The sequence below is a fragment of the Psychrobacter sp. 1044 genome, assembly GCF_904846525.1.
Taxonomy (GTDB): domain Bacteria; phylum Pseudomonadota; class Gammaproteobacteria; order Pseudomonadales; family Moraxellaceae; genus Psychrobacter.
Window position 1 is genome coordinate 1 of sequence record NZ_CAJHAZ010000022.1, and the last position, 23574, is coordinate 23574.

Genomic DNA, 23574 nt, shown 5'->3' on the forward strand with positions numbered 1-23574 from the left:
TAGAGAGCCCTGTTTGAAATAGTCTCTTTATTTTAAAGCCTTTATACTTACTTTTACAGATTAGGGACACGCCCTAAATTTGCTAAAAAAGTATCACTGCTTTCCTAGTATAGCGCAAAGGCAATATAAGTTTGGTAGCAAGGCGTTACTATGCGTAGACAATCGTTAAAGCAAAAATGCCCCACCTTTAAACTGATAGGTTGCTGTTATTTTGAATCAGCTATACAGACACTGAGTAAGGCGTGTAATAAAGTCTTAGCATCAGATGGTAATATATTGGGCTTAGCGATGTATTGTTGCACTTGTCGGTAGACGTCATTTGCGAATGTACTATTGCTTGTATCAAAGTCAGCAAACAAATTATCTTGTGACACCTCAAATGACCGTTCGCAAGCGAGAGTAAATAAACACTCTAATGCTTGAGGCTTAATCTCTACACGTTCAAATGCTTGCTGCTGAGCGGCAGTACGCCCATCTGGTGCGTACCAGTAGCCAAAGTCAGGCAAACGTCTACGAGCCTCTCCAGCCACACACCAATGGCTTAATTCATGCAACGCACTAGCAAAAAATCCATGAGCGAATTCAATTTTTGCGGGGTCGTTATTTTGTGCCGGAAAGTACTCTGGTTCTCCTTGTCCACGAACCAATGTAACGTTTTGATGAGCGAATAAATTATTGAATAATTGGATGAGCCAATCAGTAGATGCTTGCTCGTATTTATTAACCAATGATGGAGTGCTATCTAAGCCTTTGATAGTAGCTAACCTTTCTAACCTTTGCCATTCACTTTTTACATCCTCTAAGCACTGATTGTTTTTAAGGTTCCACGAGTCAGTGGAAGAGGTATTCACATTATTGGTTAACGTAGTGAGACGTTGCAATAGTATTTTTGCTTCAAGTGCAGAAAGTAGGTTCGAGAAGTCAGGTTTATCATTAAACACATTCATAGGTAAAACACTGGTCAAATAAAAGATAAAAAGAAGAACTATCTTTGAATATAAATAGGAGAAATAAAGAGATGAGAATAGAGTTCATATCAAATAAATTTAACATACTAGCGCTAGCGTCGCTCAATGCTTTCCGTTAGTATGGCAGGCAATATTATACACCGTTTTGATGAATGAGGTCGCGCATGTCAAGCACTCCAGAAAGTAAACCGTCAGCAGGTTATGCTGATAATAAAAAAGCGCCTTTATCTACTAGTATGCCTGAATCTATTTCTTTGGATAAATGGGCAGATACTGGTTATGAATGGACAGGAGAGGTAGAGCCAAGCGCTTTCAAACGTCTTGCTGCTACCTTAGCCACCGAGCATGAACAAGCAAACATCTCGCTTAATGCCAATCTGTATCGCCGCAATAATGTCTTACATTTGGCATTCACACTGACGGGTGAAGTTTGGTTAACCTGTCAACGTTGTCTACAGCCAGTGGCTATCGATTTGTCTGATGATTATAATATTGCGCTACTAGAAGATGAGAGCCAAGCACGTTCAATCAATGATGAACAAGACTATTTATTACTTGATGAAATTATTACTGAGCCTGCACCAGAGCTTTTATTGCCATTCAAAAAATTGGTAGAAGATGAGATATTGCTGAAGACGCCAATGTCGCCAAAACATGACGACTGTGAAATGACGGTAGAGCAATTTGGTGAGATTCCAGAAGAGGAAGAAAGCGAAAATCCTTTTGCTGCTTTAGCCTCGCTAAAAGGCAAGTTGTAATCTTATTAAGAGACAAGTCATATATCAATGTACTGCTTAATAAATTTATGATACCTTTCATCAGCTTTCTACCAAAGAGTGAGAAGCAGGGCTTTATTAATCCGCTAAACATGCGTATAATGTCCCGTTTATTGCATTCTAGCAATCTGCTACTGGCAGATAGATGCTGATCTTGCAGACTAACTATAGATTTTAGACGTAATCAACACTTTACTACGTGGCAATCTATTTAACTAATGATGCGTAAGACTTAGGTTGTTGTGGTTATATAGCCTCTGTCAGTGTCGATTAAAGCTGAATTTCAAGCTTATCCCCTTTTAAGTATAGGAGCTATATCATGGCCGTTCAAAAAAGTCGTAAAAGTCGTTCTCGTCGTGACATGCGCCGTTCACATCATCGTATGGAAATCGCTGAGATAAGCGTAGATGCTACCACTGGTGAAAAACATCGTCGTCATCACATGACTAAAGATGGTTTTTACCGTGGTCGCCAGTTGTTTAAAGTTAGTCAAGACGCTTAAATTATTGGCTATTCAATAGCTGATTGTAAAAATAATGATAGTACTGGTGACTGTCATTATTTTTGCAACGCTATTATTAGGTAATATGCTTTGAGCTGAAGAAAGCCAAGTTATTTCGCTATCATATATTATGTGGCTAGATAACTTGGCTTTTTGCTATTGGCTTTTATGGTAGGTATTTGAACAACCTTTTACCATGTGCCTTTAGAAAATATGAAAATGAACCGATATACTCTACCATTTTAATTTGAATGGTATCTTTTACTATACGTGTTTCAGTAGCATCCACTATGATAATAGTGTGCGTCAGTGTATAGTTTATCGATAATCCGTTTTTTTAGACAAATACTAAAGTAACGGCTTTATATCGCCTCTAATAATATAATAAACCCCAATTGTTTTTAGGGATATTTCCAATTAAATAAGGAATATTGGTTATGGCCTCTGTACCCGATATGGTAAAAAAGCCGCCGACACGTATTGCGGTAATTTTTCCTGGTCAAGGATCGCAAGTAGTCGGGATGACTAATGAGCTTGCTGAAATCTATCCAGAGATTCTCGATACCTTTACTGAAGCTAGCGCCGCGCTTGGTGAAGACTTATGGGCAATCTGTCAAAATGAAGAAAAACTCAATCAAACACAATATACTCAGCCAGCATTACTGACGGCCAGCATCGCCATTTGGCGTATCTTAAAACAAAAAATAACCACAGCGCCTTGTTATTTAGCGGGTCATTCTCTAGGTGAGTACAGTGCGCTTTGTGCGGCTGAAGTCATATCGCTTGCTGATGCGGTTAAATTGGTACATAAGCGCGGTCAGTTGATGCAAGAAGCCGTTGTAGGTGTCGATACTGCCATGGCAGCAGTGTTAGGGCTTGAGGACAATCGAGTAGAAAACTTGTGTGAGCAAGCGACTGAACATGTTGATGGCGCGATTGTTGGTGCAGCCAACTTTAATAGTCCAGGACAAGTGGTGATATCGGGTAATGCTGCTGGTGTGAATGCTGTTATTGATAAAGTGCAAAACACCGGCAAAAAATCTATCCCGCTAAAGGTAAGCGTACCATCACATTGCGCGCTTATGGAGCCAGCCAGTAATGCATTGGCTGAGATTCTGGCAGAAATAAAATTTGATCAAGCGACGATTCCTGTTATCCAAAATCGACATGCGCGTGTTGAGAGCAGTGCGGTCGGTATCAAGCAGGCATTAACAGAGCAATTAAGCCAACCGGTATTATGGTCAAAAACCATGCAAGAGCTGGCTGACAAACAAATTAATATTTTAATCGAATGCGGCAGTGGTAATGTATTGAGCAACTTGGCGAAGCGTCAAGCACAGCCAATTACGAGCTATCCTACTGACAAGCCCGCTCGTCTTGATAAATTAATGGAGGTGTTATCATGAGTCGTACGATTACTCTAGTGACAGGTGCTAGCCGTGGTATTGGTAAAGCCGTTGCCAAACGTTTCGCCAAAGAAGGACACTTTGTTATTGGTACAGCCACTACGGAAAAAGGTGCTGAACTGATTGATGGTTATCTCCACGATAGTGGCGGTATTGGACGTGTTTTAGACGTACGCGATACCGCACAAATTGATAAGCTGTTTGAAGAGATTGAGAGCGTCTACGGCGCAGTACAAGTCTTGGTCAATAATGCAGGTATCACCCAAGATGGTCTGCTGATGCGTATGAAAGATGACGACTGGGAAAATGTTATCGATACCAATTTGACGTCGGTATACCGTATGAGTAAACGTGCTGTGCGCGGTATGATGAAAGCACGCCGTGGTCGCATTATCAATATAACCTCTGTCGTTGCGCAAATGGGTAATGCAGGTCAGTCTAACTATGCGGCGACCAAAGCAGGCGTCGAAGGGTTCAGCCGTACGCTCGCGCGTGAAATTGGCTCACGACAAGTGACGATTAATTGCGTAGCCCCTGGTTTGATCGAAACGGATATGACGGACGAGCTTGATGAGCGCCTATTGAACTCTATGCTAGACGCTGTACCTATCAGTCGCCTTGGACAGCCAGAAGACATTGCTGCAGCCGTACATTTCTTAGCCAGCGATGAGGCCAGTTACATCACAGGCGCTGTTATTCCTGTCAATGGCGGTATGTATATGTAGGTGATAAACAAGTGTTACACAGTTATAATAAAAAACTCTGTGCACGAGTGTAAACTATAATAAAGGGTGTTATAATGACGGATACTTTTATGTCAAAGCCCTGTATTATAGCAGGGCTTTACTAGACATCAGTCAAAACGTATAACCAGCTATAAAACAAGTTACAAAGTACTCAGATAGCTGTGCTAATCTGAAGATATGATTTTATATAGAATGCTGTAGAGCCTAATGATAGGACTATGGTAATTTGTCAAAATAATAGATCAAAAAGGAGAAATCTACATGAGTAATGATACCGAGCTAAGAGTTAAAGCTGCAGTAGCTGAGCAATTGGGTATGAATGTTGACGATATCAACAATGATGCATCATTTATGGAAGACTTAGGTGCAGATTCGTTAGACCTAGTCGAATTGGTTATGTCATTTGAAAGTGACTTTGGCATTACCATTCCTGATGAAGATTCAGCAGAATTAACGACTGTTCAAAAAGCGATTGATTATGTACAAGCGCAGCTATAATTAGCTAGTGGCTTAGCGAGTTATTTTAGCCGCCTATCTGTAGAGATAGGCGGTTTTTTTATGTTATTAATTTGCCATGGCGATATGTAGTTATGTGACTAATCAATACGTTAACATAAACTACGCCAAATCAACATTATTCAACATACTATTACTATCTACCTCACCTATCTTTGTCTATACTCATAATGGTAAGCAGTAACAAAGTGTAGTTATATATAAAGTGTGGTTATATATGAAAGTATATGCCATTAAAAAAATAATGATGAATAATAAATAACAATATTTAAAGGAGTATGTAAATGGGTATGTTCAGTTTTGCAAAAGATATCGGTGATAAAATTTTCAATCGTGATGACGCCAAACACGATGCCAAGTCAGAAACAAAAGCAGACGCCAATACGCCAGTACAGAGCAGCGAGCCTTCTGCGCAATCAGTTGCCAATATTTTACTTCGTCGTATTCAGCAGCAGAATCTGAATATTAGTGATTTGAAAATCAAGTATAACGGCTCAACAGATACTGCAGAAATCAGCGGTAAAGCTAAAACGCAAGCAGACCGCGAAAAAGCGATTATCGCCATTGGTAATGTACAAAACGTGGCTAAGGTAATCGATAATATTGATATCGAAGAAGATGCGCCTGAGTCAACGATGTATACAGTGAAATCTGGTGATAGCTTGTCTAAGATCGCAAAAGAGGTTTATGGTTCAGCGGATGATTATATGAAAATCTTCGAAGCCAATAAGCCGATGCTATCTAGCCCTGATAAGATTTATCCTGGTCAAGTACTGCGTATTCCTAAGCCATAATAGGCTTTTGAACTGTCAAAAATATGTGTGAGTAAAAAATGCCTCTTATTTTATTAAGAGGCATTTTTTTGGCATATAGAAATATAAACTTAAGATTTAGAGATTTTTTAACTTCTCGTACTGTTCTGCTATGGCCCAATTGATATGTACATCGAGCATTTCGTTATGTACGCCCAACTTTGATTGTAACTGAGTAATGGTTTCTTCATTACTATTAGCATTTCCAAGACCAATCGCGATATTACGCAAAAAGTTCACATAGCCTGTGCGTCTGAGCGGGCTACCTTCAGTTTTTTTCATAAATTCAGCTTCTTGCCATTGCCACAGCTCAAGCAGACTGCTGCTATCAAGGTTATGCCGTGGTGCGAAGTCCTCTACAGGTGTCAGATTGGCGTAGCGATTCCAAGGGCAGATAAGTTGACAGTCGTCACAACCGAAGATGCGATTACCAATCGCGCGGCGGTATTTTATATCAATAATACCGTCGTGCTCGATAGTGAGGTAGGAGATACAAGCTGCAGCATTGAGCTCATAGGGCGCGACAATCGCTTGAGTGGGACAGATGTCGATACAAGCGCTACAACTGCCGCAATGCTCTTTGACAGGTTTGTCATCAGGTAATTCGAGGCTAATAAATAGCTCACCCAATACAAAAAATGAACCCGCTTGCTTGTTGATTAATAACGTATGCTTTCCTGTCCAGCCAAGACCAGCAGCATCGGCAATGGGTCGCTCGAAAATAGGAGCAGAGTCGCTAAAAGGCCTAAAAATAAAATCTTGTTCTGAACCTATATTGAGGTGTTGCCACTCAGGAAGCATGGCTTCTATCTTTAGTGCCAATTGTTTCAAACGACTGCGCATCGTTTTATGATAGTCGCGTCCTCTGGCATAACGAGCGATGATACCCTGATTGGGGTAGTCATTGTCAGTGACCGTACGTGGGGTTGGTGCTTGAGTCAGATAGTCCATACGGACACTGATGATGGTTTTTGCCCCTTCTACCAGTTGGTCAGGATTTGCCCGCAGTTCATGGTTGTTATGCATAAACTGCAGTTGCCCCTCATAACCTTTTTCGAGCCATTGTTGCAATTGTACAATCTGCTTAGCAAATAAAGGATGATGCACCGATAAAAAACCGCAGTCGGCAAACCCTAAAGCCTGTGCTTGGTCTTTAATCCATTGTTTGACATCTGCTGTGGTGGTAAATATTGGGCTATTATTCACATTAATTTTTTTTTCGGACGCAGGCTTAGGTTCAGAATAGGTTTGCTTAGTTGATTTCTGCTGGGTTGAAGAGATAGGCAAGTTTACTTTGGGAAGATTATTCATGTGTGACAGTAGGTAATAGAGTGAATACCGATATAATAAGCCAGTGAGCTAAGAGCGCAAGTATAAAAGCAAATAATTTCACATTCATATTGATACATACGTTGATGTAAGCGTTTGCTAAGCTGGTGCTAAATGATAGTAATCATATCTCAATAAAATAAAAATCAGCAAAAAATACTCAAGGATTAGCTATGAAAAATCAGACCAATTTATCACCTATAAAAAGTACAAAACCTATCCCGTTATATAGCAGTGAACAACTCTATGCGATGGAGCAAGCATGGTTTGTCGAAGGGCATGATAGTTTTGGGTTGATGAAACAAGCAGCCTGGCAAATGGCGCAACACATAGAGCAATTATATGAACAAAAACAATTAAACATATATTCATCAGCCACTACTTATGAGCCTCGTTGTCATATGCGTCAGCATCGAGTGAGCATTTGGGTTGGAAAGGGTAATAATGGTGGCGACGGTTGGCTCATTGCCCATTATTTACAGCAAATGGGTTGGCAGGTACAAGTGGTAACAGTGGGTTTTGAGAGTGATGATTTTGATACCAGTAACACAACAGCATTTCCCGACGCACAAAAAGCCCTAAAAGAGGCAATATTGGCTAATTGCCCTTATCAACGCTTTGAAAATAGTGCTTGTGATCTAGAAGAAGGAATAGATGGTAATCTGCAAGCCGATGTTTATATTGATGCGCTGTTTGGTATTGGACTGGATCGTGCACCTACAGGTATTTATAAAACGGCCATTAGCACTTTTAATGAGTTATCTGAACGAAATAATACCTTAGTAATTGCTGTTGATATTCCAAGTGGTTTGGTGGCTTCGACTGGTGAGGTATTTGAACATGTGGCTATACAAGCTGATATAACGCTATGTTTAATTGCACGGAAATTCGGTTTGCATACCAAAGATGGTATGGATTGTAGCGGAAAGGTAATTGATATACCGCTGATACCTTATCCAATAAATGATAAAAGGTTCATGCCAGTAGCAACACTGATTACTACTGCATATGGTCTAAGTCCTCGCCGTCAAAATAGCTACAAAGGTAGCTATGGTCATATACTTGTTATTGGCGGTAATCGTATCGATGGCTCACAAGGTATGGGCGGCGCTGCGATACTGTCTGCTTCGAGCTCGATGGCGGCAGGAGCGGGTAAAATTACAGTTGCTTGCCATGAGGCTTTTCATAGCGCCCTATTAACTTCGTTACCAGATGCAATGACGATTAATTTGCATGATGTGGATGGAGTGCAGGAGTTAATCAAGTCAGCCACTGTGATTGCGATTGGTATGGGGCTTGGTCGTGATGAAAAAGCAAAAGTGTTATTTATAAAGTATCTACAAACTGCGATGACAGTTAAAAAGGCAATAGTGATAGATGCTGATGGACTTTATCATTTGGCATCATTGCAATTAGAGCATCATGAATTGGTCAGTCAGCTGCGAGAATATAGCGTTAATCATCAAGTTTGTTTGACACCGCACAGTGGCGAAACTGCTAGATTACTGAATAAGAGAATCAGTGAGGTGGAAAGCGATAGACTACAAGCGATAAAACAGTGCGCTACAACTTATGGTGGTGAATGGGTGCTAAAAGGCGCAGGTTCTTTGATATTAGAGCAGGGCTTAGATGAGCACCACGTTTATGTTTGTGCTGCCGGTAATGCGGGTATGGCGACGGCTGGCATGGGTGATGTGTTATCCGGTGTCATTGCTGGTCTGCTAGCACAACAAGATTTATCATCAAAAATGCAAAGCTTGCATCAAGCGGTTGTTATACATGGATTAGCAGGGGATACGCTGGTCAATCAAAGTAATAATACGTTATTAGTTGGACAGCGAGGGCTACAAGCTCAGGATATGCCAGCAGCCATTCGTCATGTGATGCAGCTATTGATTAACGTCTATAATTAGCATTAAGCCTAAGTAGTTGAGTTGCCACAATACTGATCAATTGCCTGCTGTACACGTTCACGTTTGAGCTCAATTTCACGACCGTCTAAATATTGACGCTTGCCATTTGCATCCATCTCATAAATACGTCCGCCGACATTCAAGTTGGTTAAATTATTGCGGAGTGACTGGCAACGCTGTGCATTGGCTTGTGCTTCTTGTTCTTTAATCCGTGCTTCAAGCGCTGCAACTCTTTGCTCTTCTACGCTTTGAGTACTAGTACTTTGATTGGCATCTGTTTTGCCAGCCAATTGCCCTGCATTGCTTTGTCTGCCATCACTACGAAATTCAATCAGCTCAATGTTTTTACCATTTTGCGGCGCATGTTGGCTGTATTTGACTTCACCATGTGCACCAACAGATTTATAAACTTGAATAGCATGACTGGCATTCATCGACAGCATTAGCACATACGCAGTACTCATAAGCAGTTTGGTAGCAGTATTGATTTTAAACGCATATACCATAGTAGCAATCCTCTCAAGGGGTAAAAAACAGATGTGTATATATGTGTCAATATAACATTTAAGTGTTGGAATGGTACTAAAAATGTACCAGCTTTCGATTCTAACAAATAATCCTTATGAATTTATATTATTTAATAACTAATAGTTAGGGATGGGCTTTAGAAGTTTTTCTTGACAATAGCTCACAAACCATCGAATATAATAGCAGTTGATTGGTCAGTGAGCGGCTTTTATGATATTGCCGTGGCACTTGAAAATGAGGACGATAGGTTACTTATCAGTGGCTTACGCAGTTTTCGTTTCTTTGTGACAATGATATTGCAAAGATAGTAATTATAACGATTGTTATCGATGACTTTATGTATTGTCTCCGGACTTATCTGTCTACAATGACTAAGATAAACTTATTATTTGAAATGCGCTAAGCGTGACTCTAGCGGTTGTATTAAACATGGAAAAATATTCAGCAATTCAATCTTTTTAATAAGCCTGTCGTAAAATCTAACCATTTTACAAATTAGTATTGGCTGTGAAAGTGATTTAAATTGTGAATATCACTGCCTCTGTATAAATCAATCTGTTGTAAATGCTATCTGCTATTTATCAATAATAAGCTTCTTTTATAGATGCACGCGCATCTTGTCACTGTACATCGATAGACTCCTGCCATAAAACTGACCCTACATATATTGCTGTGTTTGAGTAGCCTGCTGTCTTATAAAACAGCGTTACTTAGAGATAGTGGGCACACATTCTTGATATGGATAAGGATTTGCAGCCATTTCTATAAGATGAACCATCTTGTGTAAATAGCGTGGTTCTCTCTTATAAATGAACGCCAATTCTTGACAAAAAAAAGGTGATGACAGTGACGCAAACCACGCAAAGTCCGAATATGACGGGACATACCCAAACGGGGAATGCCGCCAAAAATTTTGAAGAAAAGCAACAACGCCTCGCTGAGGGTAGTGAGCAACCTATAATGCTATCTGGTGCTGAGATGTTGGTGCAATCACTGACTGATGAGGGCGTCAAATATATTTTTGGCTATCCAGGTGGTGCGGTTCTTCATATCTATGATGCTTTGTTTCAACAAGAGAATATCGAGCATATTTTAGTACGTCATGAGCAAGCAGCCGGTCACATGGCAGATGCTTATTCGCGAGTCACAGGGCAGACAGGTGTAGTATTAGCGACGTCAGGTCCGGGTGCTACTAATACCGTAACGGCTATCGCAACAGCGTTTATGGATTCTGTGCCGATGGTGGTCATCGCAGGTCAGGTACCTAGCAGCCTAATTGGGGAAGATGCCTTCCAAGAAACAGATATGGTCGGTGTATCACGTCCTATCGTGAAGCATAGCTTTCAAGTGCGCCACGCTAGCGAAATTCCAATGATTGTCAAAAAAGCCTTTTATATTGCTCAGTCTGGACGCCCAGGTCCTGTAGTGATTGATGTACCAAAAGATATGACCGCGCCAAGTGAAAAGTTTGCTTACGCTTATCCAGAAGAAGTGTTTATACGTTCGTATCAGCCGTCATTAAAAGGCCATAGTGGTCAGATTAAAAAAGCGGTTGAAACACTGCTTGCTGCAAAGCGTCCGATTATTTACTCTGGTGGCGGTGTTGTTTTAGGCAATGCTCATAAAGAGCTTACTAATCTTGCGCACCGTTTAAATTTACCAGTAACCAATACCTTAATGGGCTTGGGTGCGTTCCCTGGTTCTGATAGTCAGTTCTTGGGTATGCTCGGTATGCATGGCACGTACGAAGCCAATATGACCATGCATCATGCCGACGTCATCTTGGCAGTTGGTGCACGTTTTGATGACCGTGTCACTAATAATGTCAAAAAATTCTGTCCGAATGCGACGATTATTCATATTGATATTGATCCTACCTCTATTTCAAAAACGATTAATGCGCATATTCCGATCGTGGGCGATGTCAAATCTGTCCTGACCGATATCATAGAAATTGTTGGTGATGATAAAGAGCTAGACCAACCAGCATTGTTGGATTGGTGGTCACAGATTAATGAGTGGCGTAAGCGTCATGGCCTGCGTTATGACACCAGCACTGATAACGGCATTAAGCCTCAAGCGGTCGTACAAGCCTTAGATAAAGTGACGAATAGTAACGCTATTATCACGAGTGATGTCGGTCAGCATCAGATGTTTGCAGCGCTTTATTATACCTATAATGAGCCGCGCCAATGGCTAAACTCAGGTGGTTTAGGGACGATGGGTGTTGGCTTGCCGTATGCGATGGCAGCCAAACTTGCTAACCCTGAGCGTGATGTGGTTTGTATCACGGGTGAAGGCTCTATTCAGATGAATATTCAAGAGCTCTCAACCTGCTTACAATATAATTTGCCAGTTAAAATCTTAAATCTAAATAACGCCCAATTAGGCATGGTGAAGCAGTGGCAAGATATGCTGTATGAAGGTCGTCATGCCCATTCTTATATGAATTCACTACCAGACTTTGTCAAACTCGCTGAAAGCTATGGTCACGTCGGCATCAAGATTACTGATCCTGCGACCATGGAAGCCCAGTTGGCGGAAGCCATGGCAATAACAGATAGATTGGTATTTATTGACGTTTATGTCGATCGTAACGAGCATGTATATCCGATGCAAATCGCTGGGCAAGCAATGCGTGATATGTGGTTAACAAAAGGGGAGCGTACCTAATGCAACAACAACATCTGATTTCGGTATTGATGGAAAACGAAGCGGGTTCGTTGTCGCGAGTGGTCGGTTTGTTCTCTCAACGTGGCTACAACATTGAAACTTTGAACGTTGCGCCAACAGACGACTCGAGTATTTCTCGCTTAACATTGACCACTATTACGTCACCTGAAAAAATAGAACAAATCACCAAGCAATTGCATAAATTGATTGAAGTGGTTAAAGTGCTTAATCTATCAGATACCGTACACGTCGAACGTGAGTTGATGCTCATAAAAGTACGGGCAACGGGCGGCGTACGTGAAGAGATTAAACGCAGTGCCGATATTTTCCGTGCACAAATCGTTGATGTGAACGCCAATCTATATACCATTCAAATCGTCGGTGACAAAGCCAAACTTGACGGCTTTATTGATGTGATTGGTCGTGAACGTATTATGGAAGTGGTGCGTTCGGGTGTGATTGGTATTGCACGCGGCGAAAAAACGCTCAGTTTATAATGGGCGGTTACTGTACCTATTTAGGTCAAATTATTTATTCAAACATTAACATAGCGCTTATCTCACCCATCACTTCGATAAGGTGATTATAATTTAAGTGTTTATTTATCCATGGCAAGCCATGATTTAGGAAAAGGACTCTGTTTATGAACGTTTATTATGATAAAGATTGTGATCTATCAATCATCCAAGGTAAAAAAGTTGCCATCATTGGTTATGGTTCACAAGGCCATGCACATGCGCTTAACCTACAAGATTCAGACGTTGATGTGACCGTTGGTCTACGTGCTAACTCTGGCTCATGGAAAAAAGCGGAAAACGCAGGTCTGAAAGTAGCTGAAGTAGAAGAAGCGGTAAAAGCCGCTGATGTCATCATGATTTTGACGCCTGATGAGTTCCAAAAAGAGCTTTATAACGACGTGATTGAGCCTAACATCAAAGAGGGCGCGACCCTAGCCTTTGCTCATGGTTTTGCGATTCATTATAACCAAGTCGTACCACGTAGTGATCTTGATGTCATTATGGTTGCACCAAAAGCACCAGGTCATACGGTACGTTCAGAGTTTGCAAAAGGCGGCGGTATCCCTGATCTTATCGCTATCTATCAAGATGCCTCAGGTCAAGCCAAACAATTGGCATTGTCATATGCTGCTGGCGTTGGTGGTGGTCGTTCAGGTATCATCGAAACAACGTTCAAAGACGAAACTGAAACCGACCTATTTGGTGAGCAAGCGGTACTTTGCGGCGGTGCAGTAGAGCTGGTGAAAATGGGCTTTGAAACCCTAACTGAAGCTGGCTATGCCCCAGAAATGGCTTACTTTGAGTGCTTACATGAGCTTAAGCTTATCGTAGACCTCATGTATGAAGGCGGTATCGCTGACATGAACTATTCAATCAGTAACAACGCTGAATATGGCGAATACGTAACTGGTCCTGAAGTCATCAATGAGCAATCACGTGAAGCCATGCGTAATGCCCTAAAACGCATTCAGTCTGGTGAGTACGCGAAGATGTTTATCTCTGAAGGCGCAACCAACTATCCATCAATGACTGCTCGTCGTCGTAACAATGCAGAGCATCAAATCGAAATCACTGGCGCTAAGCTACGTGGCATGATGCCTTGGATCGGTGGTAACAAAATCATCGATAAAGAAAAAAACTAATTCAGTATTAGGCTATTAAGAGATTAATCGCTGATATAAAACTAAGAGCCCATGCTATTAATTAATAGTGTGGGCTTTTAGTTTGCACTACTTTAGTGAAATTTTAACCACAATCGCTTTGGTGTTGGTTGAAAACGACCAATCGATGCCTCATATATCTAGCCTTCATTGAATTTTTTGAATATTCTTAGTGCAACCAATTGCTGGTTAATTATCAAGACGATTGAGTTGCGCGTTCTTACTTTTTTATAGATTATAGGTTGTGTGTTGTGCAAATATCTTATCCAGACTGGCTAACGCCGCAATTCGTATATATTACTCTTAGCGCTGTGGTAGCTGTTTTAATATGGATAGAAGGGGAGATGCTCAAAAAAACCGATGGCAAATTGCCGAAGTCTAAGTTTTTTCAAATCAGCTCACTCTTGGATACTTTGTGGTTCTTTATTTCCGTTGTCATATTATATGTGATTGATTTGACGCCACTAGCCATTACAGTACCTGCTGCTTATGGCATCTATACTACCTTTGGATGGATATACGGGACGCGTTTACTAAAACGTAAAGGTATTCCTGATTCTCCTAAAGACTTGGTGATACCTGCTAAATACATCGCCTATAGTCAGTCATTTTCGCTGATATTTTTTGCGCTTTGTTTGTTAGTATTAAGTTCACCGTGGCTACCGATATCTCAATGAAGCATATGCTGACTTATCACCTATTTATTATTTGAGATAATGCTGTCACCAACTTAAATGACACCTTTACGTTAGAATGATAGATAGTAAATGATATAAAATATCTTTCTTATCAATGTATTAGATAGTATTTAATTGGCTTTCGTGACTTTTCAAAACGGATTATCGTTATTTACAAAAATCATCAATTTAACCTGTTGCGATTATAAAAAGCTGCTATAATCAGGCTGTACTCAAAAGATTTTAGGTCGTAATTTCAAGCTATCTAACGATATTTTGATCGTATTGACTGTTGCATTTAGCAGAAAATAGTTTGGGTATATATCAATTAATCGGTGACGACACACGTCTCGCCAACAGTTAAAGAGTTAGGAAAATTTATGTCAGATAAAGTTGAAGGCACTGTAAAGTGGTTTAATGAAGCTAAAGGTTTTGGTTTTATCGCTCAAGACAATGGCGGACAAGACGTATTCGCTCACTACAGCGCTATCCAAGGTGGTGGTTTCAAAACTCTAGCCGAAGGCCAAAAAGTGTCTTTCATCTTAGGTGATGGCAAAAAAGGCCCACAAGCCGAGCAAATCGAAGCTATCTAATCTCATTTGACATCTGGTAAGCTGATTAGTCAGTAAGCTTGATGACAGTAAGATTATCAATATGCATTGATGCCTTTGTTTGTTAAAACAATAAAAATACTGTTTCAACTCTAAAAAAAAGCAACCTCTTATCAGGTTGCTTTTTTTATGCCATTTTTCTCGCTATAAACGTAAAATCATCAAAAGCATACTGATATTAGCTGTCAGTCATCAGCACTGACTCAAAAAAGATCTAACAAAATAAGGTTGTTTTATGAAGTGGGAGGCATGGTTTTCAATCGATTGGCAGCAAGTGCTAGGTATTTCTCTATCTGCAATCAGTTTTTATTTAGGGTTAATGTTGTTTACAAGATTGATGGGGTTGAGAAGTTTCTCCAAGCTCTCAAGCCATGATTTTGCGATGACTGTCGGTATTGGCAGTATACTCGCTTCAACGGTGCTATCAGACACACCGTCATTAATGCAAGGGCTGTTTGCTGTCGCGGTATTATTTGTTATTCAAGGGGTTATCTCATTTATCAGGCGTAAATTCAAACCGTTAAAATCTCTGATAGACAATCGAGCCATTATATTAATGGCGCATGGCGAGTATTTTAGTGGAAATTTAAAAGAGGCCAATCTCAGTACCAGTGATGTTCAACAGGTTTTGCGCAAGAATGGGATCAAGTCTAAAACGGAAGTATTTGCTGTCATTATGGAAACTACAGGGGATATGAGTGTCATCAAAAACAATGCAGTGACGCCTGACTGGTCATTATTCGATGATATACGCGACAGTGAGTTGCTGATTGGTTCCAGTAAAAATAGCAAATCGTAGATTTTGAGTTTTTGATTGTTGTTCTCGATTGATGACAACGAGATAGATCATAACAGTCCATTGAGTAACTATTGTGTTGACAGTGCTGAAAACAGGTGAAATATTGAGAATGTAGGTTAAAGAAGACCGTAAAATTGTGCACTTATAAACTATTTATTATAGAATGGTGACAAATTTATGACGCATTATTCACGGCGTTGTCTTGACCTTATGCCTGTGGTCACGCAAGATACAGGGGTCTGATAATAATGGTTGGCTTAGCTTTAGCAGATTTTATCAATGAGTAGTGTGACACTAATACCATTTTCGGTATTGTTTCTTCTTGCTTAATTAACTACTATCTGTTGACGCAGTAATAACACTAAGTAGTATTTTGAACGACAGTTTAAAAAAATGAACCTTTGGTTCTTAACTGACAATTTTTAATTCATAACATTAATAAACGAGGAACGTATGAAAGCATTAGTAGCGGTCAAGCGTGTCATTGATTACAACGTAAAAGTTCGTGTAAAAGCTGACAACTCTGGCGTTGATTTATCAAACACTAAGATGTCAATCAATCCTTTTGATGAGATTGCAGTAGAAGAAGCGGTTCGTCTAAAAGAAGCGGGTGTGATTGATGAAATCATTGTTGCTTCAATCGGTCCAAAAGAATCACAAGAGCAAATTCGTGCAGCTTTAGCATTGGGCGCTGATCGTGGTGTTTTAGTGTTGACTGAAGACAAGCCGTATCCATTACAAATTGCTAAGATCCTCAAAAATATCGCCGAGAGTGAAGGCACTGATATTATCTTATTAGGTAAGCAAGCCATTGATGATGATAATAACCAGACTGGTCAGATGCTAGCGGCATTGATGGGTATTGGTCAGGGTACGTTTGCATCAGAAGTGAAGGTTGAAGGCGATAAAGTAAACGTGACTCGTGAAATCGACGGTGGTTTACAGACGCTAGCACTTGAGCTACCAGCGGTTATTACCACTGATTTACGTTTGAATGAGCCTCGTTATGCTAAGTTGCCTAACATCATGAAAGCGAAGAAAAAGCCACTTGACGAAAAAACACCTGCTGATTTTGGTGTTGATATGGCCTCTAAGCAAGAGATCATTAAAGTTGTGCCACCTGCTGAACGCAAAGCTGGCATCAAAGTGGGTTCAGTGGATGAGTTGGTCGATAAGCTAAGAAACGAAGCAAAAGTCATTTAATGTTTCAATGATTGGATACTTCGCTACGGCATATCCTGTACAAGGCTATAGATTTAACTGATTTATTTTATATAAAATAATAGTTGCTCAAACAGCTTTGTACACAAACAACCGCATGAATAGATGATACGAACAAAAAAGGATTAAAACCATGGCAATTTTGGTATATGCAGAACATGACAATGCCAGTCTAAAAAAGGCAACTTTGAATACCATCGCTGCTGCTCAGCAAATGGGTGATGATATCCATGTGTTGGTTGCAGGTAGTGGTGCTCAAGCTGTCGCTGACCAAGCAGCTAAAGCAGAAGGCGTGACTAAAGTATTATTAGCAGACAACGCTGCCTATGAGCATCAATTGGCGGGTAACGTCGCGCTATTGGTTGCTGATATCGCTGGTGATTACAGTCATATTCTTGCACCAGCAACCACTACTGGTAAAAACTTTATGCCACGCGTTGCCGCTTTACTTGACGTAAGCATGCTATCAGAAATCTCAGCCGTCGTAGATGCGCAAACGTTTGAGCGTCCTATCTATGCTGGTAACGCCACAGCAACGGTTAAGACCACAGAAGATAAAGTCGTCATGACAGTACGTACCACGGCTTTTGACCCAGTAGCAAGCGAAGGTGGTTCAGCTACTGTTGAGACAATCGACAACGTGCAAGAAACTGGCAAAGCAAGCTTCGTTAATGAAGAGATGGCGAAATCTGACCGTCCTGAATTGACTTCAGCAGGCATTGTGGTTTCTGGTGGTCGTGCCTTAGCAAATGGCGAAAACTTCACCAAATATATCGAGCCATTGGCTGATAAACTTGGCGCTGCTGTTGGCGCATCACGTGCCGCTGTTGACGCAGGGTATGTGCCAAACGATATGCAGGTCGGTCAAACGGGTAAAATCGTTGCACCAGACTTATATATCGCAGCGGGCATTTCAGGCGCGATTCAGCATTTAGCGGGTATGAAAGATTCTAAAGTTATTGTTGCTATCAACAATGACCCGGAAGCACCTATCGCTAGCATTGCTGATTACTTCTTAGAAGCGGATTTATTTACAGCATTGCCTGAGCTTACTAGCAAGGTTTAATCGTTATTTAGTGATTAGTTAAGTATAAAAACCCGCTATTATTTATAGCGGGTTTTTCGTATTTGAGAGGTATGTTTTTGATTCAGTCAAACAACATTAGTTATAATTTCTTTGACGTAGTGTTTCATACAAGCATAATGAGCCTGCAATAGCGACATTCAGACTTTCTTGACCATTAGGCTGTGGTAGAGCGATAGGAGTGGCGCACTGCATCAGCTCATCACAAACGCCTTGTCCTTCATGCCCCATAATCCAAGCAATAGGTTTTTTTAAGTCATGTTGATAAATGACTGTATCAGTATGGGAGCTGGTAGCAAATAGCGGTGTTTGCACATGCTCCAAAATATCTTGCGCACTTAGACCTTCATAAATAGTCAGAGCAAACTGAGCACCCATGCCTGCTCGTAATGTCTTAGGGGACCACGCTTGTGCCGTAGCGTTGGTACAGAGTATGTTCTTGATGCCAACCGCTGCTGCGGTGCGTAATAGGGTGCCCACATTGCCGCTGTCTTGCACATCATTTAAAATCAAGCAGTCATCATTAATCATCGATAAACTAGGCGTTGGTACTTTAATGATGGCCATGATATCGATACCGGTACCTAAGCTACGAATGCTCTCATACAGCGAATTTGATAACGTTAAAATAGGCGTATAAGTAGGCAAGCGCGTCAAAATTTGCTGAACCTCAGGATGGTTGTGCGCAGACTCTGCGAGTAGGATTTGGACAAACGGGTAGTCGCTACGCAGCGCCGCATCGATGAGATGCACGCCTTCAATCACCGTTTGCCCTTGCTTCTTCCGCTGCCGCGCTTGCGTTAACAAGGATTTGACAAGTTTAACGGTCGTATTTTTATCTGAGGTAATAAGCTCGGTGGGATTTGCTACCATAGTAGATCGCTTAGAAAAAAATATAGAAAAATTAAACAATCAGTATAAAGTATTACAAATGCTCTGGCTTTATACTGATTATTATCAAAGTAACGTTAAAGTGCTTATTTATCAGCGTAATTTATATGCAGATTTTTAACATAATCGACTTCATTTTTACTGCCTAGTACCACGGGAACGCGTTGGTGAATATCGGTTGGCTCTATGTCTAAAATGCGATTGACTGCATCAGTAGCAGCGCCACCCGCACGCTCAATTAATAAGCTCATTGGATTGGCTTCATACATCAAGCGTAATTTGCCCGCTTTATTGGCGTATTTGGTATCGAACGGATAAGTGAAGAGACCACCGCGACATAAAATACGATGCACATCACCGACCATGGCGGCCACCCAGCGCGTATTAAAATCGCGACCACGGACACCCGTTTCGCCAGCAATTAACTCATCGATATACTGCTGCATGGGTGCGCGCCAGTAGCGGTAGTTTGAAGCATTGATGGCGTATTCGCTGGTATCGGCATCGATTTGCACGTTTTCTTCTATTAATACATAATCGTTAGTGTCAGGATCTAGGCTAAACATCACGACATGATCGGCGATAGTTAGCGCTAGTACGGTAGAGGTGCCATAAAGCAAATAACCGGCTGCTAGCTGTTGATTACCAGCTTGCAAGAAGTCGCTATTTTCACTGATTTGACCTTGGCGCTGGTACGGTAAAATAGAAAAGATAGTGCCAACGGCCATATTAATATCGATGTTTGATGAACCATCAAGCGGATCGAACAATACCAACAAACTGCCATCTGCATTAGCAGGGGTAGCATCGTCAAGCTCTTCTGAAGCAACGCCTGCACAATGGGTATTTTTCGCCAAAGCATCTAATAATAAGTCATTGGCCAGTACGTCCAGTTTCTTTTGCTCTTCACCTTGGACGTTTTGGTTGCCAGCTTCGCCTAGAATGTCGGCTAGCGCCCCTTTTCTCAATAATTGTGAGATGGTTTTACCCACGTCAGTGACAGTCGTAATAACGTCACTCAGTGCAGGATTGGGTGAATAATCATTGAGATAGTCTGTAAGGGTTGTCATAAGGCTTCCTAATAAATGCTGTTAAAATAAAGGCTACTGAAACTAAGGATTAAATAAGGGGTTGGAAAATCGGTTGGGTCGCACGTTACAGACCTAAATCTGGCAAATTTTTAAATACCTCGCACGGCATCTTTGTCCTGACCACAAAATCAGCTACACTATCACTATTATTATTTATTTATCGTTTGGCTAAGCGGATTTTTGATGATGGTTTTGACAGGTCTATGGCTACTGCCCAAGAGGATAACAATGGCTGTTTTTTACGGCGCTATGTCTCTCACTGCCACTGGGGTAAATTGTAGCAAATAAGTGCCAAAATGTCCTTGTCTCTGTGCTTATCGTCGACTATAAATCGCCAAAAAACGCATAAATAATGATTATTAAATCATATAAACCAACAATAAAGACCTGCCATTATGCCAAATTCTACTGATAGCCGCTCAACTCAGACAGTCTCGCCAACGGATTATGCCAAATTCGACCCTGATACCATTCATGAGAAACTTGATGCGTCGTTAAGTCGTCCGCAGCTTAATAGCGATGGCAGTATTCGCCATTTTTTGGGGGTGGAAGGTCTTAATAAAGCGCAGTTACAGGCGATTATTGCCAAAGCAGAGACGTTTTTTGATGATAACGGACAGCTCATCAACCGTCCTGAGCTTGAGGGCTATACGGTGATGAATTTGTTTTTTGAACCGTCAACGCGTACCCGCACGACCTTTGAAGTAGCCGAAAAGCGTCTCGGTGCCAATGTGCTTAATATCGATATCGAGCGCTCTAGTACCAAAAAAGGTGAAAGCTTGCGCGATACGCTGTGGAATCTACAAGCCATGACGGCAGATATTTTTGTGGTACGGCATTCAGCATCAGGTGCTGCCCATTTTATGGCAACAGAGGTGACACCTGATATTGCCATTATTAATGGCGGTGATGGCTGGCATGCGCATCCAACGCAAGGGATGCTCGACATGCTCACTATTCATCGTGAAGCGCCGCGCCCATTTGAGGAGTTGTCAGTGGCTATCGTTGGCGATATCAAGCATTCGCGAGTGGCGCGCTCAGATATCAGTGCACTACAGACCTTAGGTGTCAAAGACATTCGCGTCTGTGCGCCGCGTACCTTATTACCGAAAGGTATTGAGCGTTTTGGGGTACAAGTCTATGAAGATATGAATGACTGTGTCACGGACTGTGATGTCATTATGGGATTAAGAATTCAAAACGAACGTATCGGCTCGCCACTATTGGCATCATCGAGTGAATATTATAAACACTACGGTATTACACCAGAGCGCATGGCATTGGCCAAGCCCGATGCGTTGGTCATGCATCCAGGGCCGATGAACCGCGGTGTTGAGATTGCATCAAGCGTTGCCGATGGCGACCAGTCAGTGATTTTAAAACAGGTGAATAACGGCATCGCTATTCGTATGGCAGTACTGTCATTAGCTATGGAAGGTCAGCGCGCTCACCAAGCCGCGAGTAAATAATCCTCTGCCTCGCTGTTTTATATTTATTTATCCCATTTTATTGATACGGTAATAACGCTCATGACAACTATGTTAAATACGGATGCAACGATAATTAACCATCTTCCTCAATCATTTAAAGACTCACTATCAAGTGCTGCGACAGATAAGTTGGCTTCACTCGAAGCTGGTCGTGAAATGTGGCTCCTGCCGCCTTTAGTTGATTTGTGCGCCCGCCTACGTGAACCAGGTCAACAACAACATGGCACTTTGGAATCAGAAGGACGCGCTGCTCGTGGCAATGGTTTCTTGCATGTGGTCACTCCTCCTGATACCAATCCTATCTTAGAGAACGGTTCATTATTAAAAGGCTTACGTGAGCGCGCGCTTGGTGATGGCGGCATATATTTGCATATTTTAGGTGCGTTGACTGCTGGTTTAGAAGGCGAGCGTCCATCAAATATCGCTGGGCTTAAAAAAGGCGGTTGTATAGCCGTTTCTAATGCGCGCCGTCCTTTTCGCAATGATTTAGTATTACTGCGTACACTGGAATACGCCGCGACTTTTAATATGAAAGTATTCTTTTATCCTGATGAACCAAGTCTATCTGGTGATGGCGTGGCGCATGAAGGTTATATCGCGTCATATCACGGCTTGCAAGGGATTCCTTGGATCGCTGAAACGGTTGCCTTATCAACGCAGTTGCTAATGGTTGAAGAAACGGGCATCGCCGCTCACTTTAGTCAACTATCCTGTAAATCTTCAATCGAATTGATGCGCTGGGCAAAAGATAAAGGCTTGCCCGTGACTTGTGATGTGGCGATGCATCAGTTGTATTTGACCGATGACAATTTAGAGGGTTTTAACGCTCAAGCCTACGTATTACCGCCCCTGCGTAGCAATACCGATCAGCAAGCCATCCGCCGTGGTTTGAAAGATGGCACCATTGATGCGATATGTAGCCATCATGAACCCTTGAACAGTACCGCCAAAAAAGCCCCATTTGCTGAGAGTACACCAGGCATCTCAAATTTTGATACCTTTATGGCGCTGGCTTGTCAGCTAGTAAATGATGAGGTATTAACCTTAGAGCAACTTGTCGATAAAATCTGTCTCAATCCGGCGAAAATCGCTGGTATTAGTGAGCAATATGAAAAAATCGGCGGCGCAGTACTGGTGGATCCTAATTTGGAATGGCAAGTGACCGCCCAATCCATGCTGTCCAATGGTAAAAACACGCCATTCTTTAATCAGCAGTTGCAAGGCCGCGTTGTGGAGACTTTCTTTGGCTAATTTGCCTAGGCAGGATGATAGTCTGCAACCATCCTCGAAGGATAGCGATCATCACTTGCACAACCAAACCATCAAGTCGCACAGTACTGCTAGTGAATCTATCAAAGCGGTGGCAATCTATGAGGTGGTTAAAGGGGTCGGTGCACTATTAGGGGCAGGGGCTTTATGGTCATGGCATACTGACCTTGAGAATTGGCTGACGACGGCGACTGATTCTTGGCAACAGACTTTTGGACAGCTACTGGCACCGCAAGTTGACAGTGCAGTACGGATTGCCCAGCAGGCAAGTAAAAACTGGTCATTATTCTTGTTATTAATCTTTGCTTACGCCAGTCTACGTTTTCTTGAGGCTTATGGCTTATGGCAAGATAAAACATGGGCGTATTGGTTTGGTGTGCTGGGTTATGGGGTGTTTATTCCTATTGAGCTTTACTATCTAATCGTTAGCCCATTTGATTGGTTTAAGCTTGGGATATTAGTCTCGAATCTTCTTATTGTGGTCGTGGTCTATCGTAATATGAAGCGAAAGGGTTTGATATAAAAAGGGCGTATATAGTGCCTATCGAAAAAATTAAATGTATATGAAAAAGCCAGCATAAGATAGTATCTTCT

23 protein-coding genes are annotated in these 23574 nt (G+C 41.6%); 18 read left to right on the forward strand and 5 right to left on the reverse strand.

The window, feature by feature from the left end; genetic code table 11:
- Window positions 1-206: 206 nt before the first annotated feature.
- Window positions 207-947 (reverse strand): elongation factor P hydroxylase, encoded by a 741-nt coding sequence (locus JMX82_RS12580; protein WP_201540787.1) that lies wholly within the window; start codon window positions 945-947, stop codon window positions 207-209.
- A 185-nt stretch (window positions 948-1132) separates the two neighbouring features.
- Between JMX82_RS12580 and JMX82_RS12585 the strand changes: the two genes are divergently transcribed.
- The 6 genes from JMX82_RS12585 to lysM all read left to right on the forward strand — a co-directional run bounded on the left by JMX82_RS12585 (window position 1133) and on the right by lysM (window position 5708).
- Window positions 1133-1726, forward strand: a complete 594-nt coding sequence (locus JMX82_RS12585; RefSeq protein WP_045446650.1) for a YceD family protein — start codon at window positions 1133-1135, stop codon at window positions 1724-1726.
- 337 nt (window positions 1727-2063) lie between these two features.
- Window positions 2064-2246 carry a 50S ribosomal protein L32 gene (gene rpmF / locus JMX82_RS12590; protein WP_011512869.1) on the forward strand — a complete coding sequence of 61 codons (183 nt, stop codon included), beginning with the start codon at window positions 2064-2066 and terminating at the stop codon, window positions 2244-2246.
- 437 nt (window positions 2247-2683) lie between these two features.
- Complete coding sequence (fabD, locus tag JMX82_RS12595) at window positions 2684-3652, forward strand: ACP S-malonyltransferase (protein ID WP_201540788.1); 969 nt, start codon at window positions 2684-2686, stop codon at window positions 3650-3652.
- Window positions 3649-4377 carry a 3-oxoacyl-ACP reductase FabG gene (fabG, locus tag JMX82_RS12600; protein WP_045454442.1) on the forward strand — a complete coding sequence of 243 codons (729 nt, stop codon included), beginning with the start codon at window positions 3649-3651 and terminating at the stop codon, window positions 4375-4377. Before fabD ends, fabG begins: the two co-directional genes overlap by 4 nt.
- Before the next feature lie 282 nt (window positions 4378-4659).
- The gene (gene acpP / locus JMX82_RS12605) at window positions 4660-4896 is read left to right on the forward strand and encodes an acyl carrier protein (RefSeq protein WP_201540789.1); all 237 of its coding nucleotides are present in this window, start codon (window positions 4660-4662) and stop codon (window positions 4894-4896) included.
- Between the two features lie 302 nt (window positions 4897-5198).
- Window positions 5199-5708, forward strand: a complete 510-nt coding sequence (gene lysM, locus JMX82_RS12610; protein WP_055125278.1) for a peptidoglycan-binding protein LysM — start codon at window positions 5199-5201, stop codon at window positions 5706-5708.
- A gap of 96 nt (window positions 5709-5804) precedes the next feature.
- On the opposite strand, the gene queG is transcribed toward lysM, so the two are convergent.
- The gene (queG, locus tag JMX82_RS12615) at window positions 5805-7037 is read right to left on the reverse strand and encodes a tRNA epoxyqueuosine(34) reductase QueG (protein WP_201540790.1); all 1233 of its coding nucleotides are present in this window, start codon (window positions 7035-7037) and stop codon (window positions 5805-5807) included.
- A 191-nt stretch (window positions 7038-7228) separates the two neighbouring features.
- On the opposite strand from queG, the gene JMX82_RS12620 reads away from it, so the two are divergent.
- Window positions 7229-8968 carry an NAD(P)H-hydrate dehydratase gene (locus JMX82_RS12620; RefSeq protein WP_201540791.1) on the forward strand — a complete coding sequence of 580 codons (1740 nt, stop codon included), beginning with the start codon at window positions 7229-7231 and terminating at the stop codon, window positions 8966-8968.
- Window positions 8969-8976: 8 nt separating this feature from the next.
- Here the strand turns inward: JMX82_RS12620 and JMX82_RS12625 are convergent, their stop codons facing one another.
- The gene (locus JMX82_RS12625; RefSeq protein ID WP_201540792.1) at window positions 8977-9474 is read right to left on the reverse strand and encodes a DUF4124 domain-containing protein; all 498 of its coding nucleotides are present in this window, start codon (window positions 9472-9474) and stop codon (window positions 8977-8979) included.
- Between the two features lie 862 nt (window positions 9475-10336).
- On the opposite strand from JMX82_RS12625, the gene JMX82_RS12630 reads away from it, so the two are divergent.
- From JMX82_RS12630 to JMX82_RS12665, 8 genes are all read left to right on the forward strand, one after another.
- On the forward strand, window positions 10337-12169 hold the full coding sequence (locus JMX82_RS12630) for an acetolactate synthase 3 large subunit (protein WP_201540793.1): 1833 nt from the start codon (window positions 10337-10339) through the stop codon (window positions 12167-12169).
- Window positions 12169-12666, forward strand: coding sequence for an acetolactate synthase small subunit (gene ilvN / locus JMX82_RS12635; RefSeq protein ID WP_045454430.1), 498 nt, complete (start codon window positions 12169-12171; stop codon window positions 12664-12666). The genes JMX82_RS12630 and ilvN overlap by 1 nt, the downstream gene beginning before the upstream one ends.
- Window positions 12667-12812: 146 nt before the next feature.
- Window positions 12813-13829: a ketol-acid reductoisomerase gene (gene ilvC / locus JMX82_RS12640; protein WP_201540794.1), complete on the forward strand. Its 1017-nt coding sequence runs from the start codon at window positions 12813-12815 to the stop codon at window positions 13827-13829.
- Between the two features lie 269 nt (window positions 13830-14098).
- The gene (locus JMX82_RS12645) at window positions 14099-14524 is read left to right on the forward strand and encodes a hypothetical protein (protein ID WP_045454429.1); all 426 of its coding nucleotides are present in this window, start codon (window positions 14099-14101) and stop codon (window positions 14522-14524) included.
- 380 nt (window positions 14525-14904) lie between these two features.
- A complete protein-coding gene (locus JMX82_RS12650) occupies window positions 14905-15117 on the forward strand; it encodes a cold-shock protein (RefSeq protein ID WP_010196799.1) in 213 nt (70 codons plus the stop codon).
- Window positions 15118-15370: 253 nt separating this feature from the next.
- Window positions 15371-15934 carry a DUF421 domain-containing protein gene (locus JMX82_RS12655; RefSeq protein ID WP_201540795.1) on the forward strand — a complete coding sequence of 188 codons (564 nt, stop codon included), beginning with the start codon at window positions 15371-15373 and terminating at the stop codon, window positions 15932-15934.
- Window positions 15935-16387: 453 nt separating this feature from the next.
- Window positions 16388-17137 (forward strand): electron transfer flavoprotein subunit beta/FixA family protein, encoded by a 750-nt coding sequence (locus JMX82_RS12660; RefSeq protein ID WP_201540796.1) that lies wholly within the window; start codon window positions 16388-16390, stop codon window positions 17135-17137.
- Window positions 17138-17288: 151 nt separating this feature from the next.
- Entirely contained in the window at window positions 17289-18221 is a 933-nt protein-coding gene (locus JMX82_RS12665) for an electron transfer flavoprotein subunit alpha/FixB family protein (protein WP_201540797.1), read from the forward strand.
- A gap of 96 nt (window positions 18222-18317) precedes the next feature.
- Here JMX82_RS12665 and JMX82_RS12670 read toward each other — a convergent pair whose 3' ends face one another.
- Both JMX82_RS12670 and JMX82_RS12675 read right to left on the reverse strand, forming a co-directional pair.
- Window positions 18318-19112 (reverse strand): TrmH family RNA methyltransferase, encoded by a 795-nt coding sequence (locus JMX82_RS12670; protein ID WP_201540798.1) that lies wholly within the window; start codon window positions 19110-19112, stop codon window positions 18318-18320.
- Window positions 19113-19216: 104 nt separating this feature from the next.
- Window positions 19217-20200, reverse strand: a complete 984-nt coding sequence (locus JMX82_RS12675; RefSeq protein WP_055125286.1) for a class 1 fructose-bisphosphatase — start codon at window positions 20198-20200, stop codon at window positions 19217-19219.
- 416 nt (window positions 20201-20616) lie between these two features.
- On the opposite strand from JMX82_RS12675, the gene JMX82_RS12680 reads away from it, so the two are divergent.
- Genes JMX82_RS12680 through JMX82_RS12690 form a run of 3 tightly spaced genes read left to right on the forward strand, consistent with a single transcriptional unit; the run spans window position 20617 to window position 23503 of the window.
- Window positions 20617-21690, forward strand: coding sequence for an aspartate carbamoyltransferase catalytic subunit (locus JMX82_RS12680; protein ID WP_201540799.1), 1074 nt, complete (start codon window positions 20617-20619; stop codon window positions 21688-21690).
- Between the two features lie 60 nt (window positions 21691-21750).
- Window positions 21751-22962 carry a dihydroorotase gene (locus JMX82_RS12685; protein ID WP_201540800.1) on the forward strand — a complete coding sequence of 404 codons (1212 nt, stop codon included), beginning with the start codon at window positions 21751-21753 and terminating at the stop codon, window positions 22960-22962.
- A complete protein-coding gene (locus JMX82_RS12690) occupies window positions 22955-23503 on the forward strand; it encodes a DUF2127 domain-containing protein (protein WP_227676762.1) in 549 nt (182 codons plus the stop codon). Before JMX82_RS12685 ends, JMX82_RS12690 begins: the two co-directional genes overlap by 8 nt.
- The last annotated feature ends 71 nt before the right edge of the window (window positions 23504-23574 follow it).